The sequence below is a fragment of the Frankia sp. Mgl5 genome (assembly GCF_023242985.1).
Classification (GTDB): domain Bacteria; phylum Actinomycetota; class Actinomycetes; order Frankiales; family Frankiaceae; genus Parafrankia; species Parafrankia soli.
Genome location: NZ_JALKFY010000244.1, coordinates 1 through 251 on the forward strand (window position 1 = coordinate 1; position 251 = coordinate 251).

Annotated in this window: 1 pseudogene; it reads left to right on the plus strand. The window is 53.4% G+C overall.

The annotated features are described in order from the left end of the window. A pseudogene (locus MXD62_RS09200) lies at positions 1-251 on the plus strand (phosphoglycerate dehydrogenase); the annotation flags it as partial.

Below are 251 nucleotides of genomic sequence, written 5' to 3' on the forward strand. Positions count from 1 at the left end.
GGGTACAACCATACTTTACGCTTGGTGAATGTTTGGGGCGCTTCCTGGCACAGGTAACGGTAGGTTCCGTTCAGGAAATTGCGATCACATACAGTGGAGAATTGGCCGAAGTGGACACCACCCCCCTGACGCGTACGGTCTTGAAAGGCGTTCTTTCCTTCCGACTCGGTGAGGAAGTGAACTACGTCAACGCTCCGGCACTGGCCAAAACCAGGGAAATCTCCGTGATGGAGCAAAAGTCTTCCCTGAAC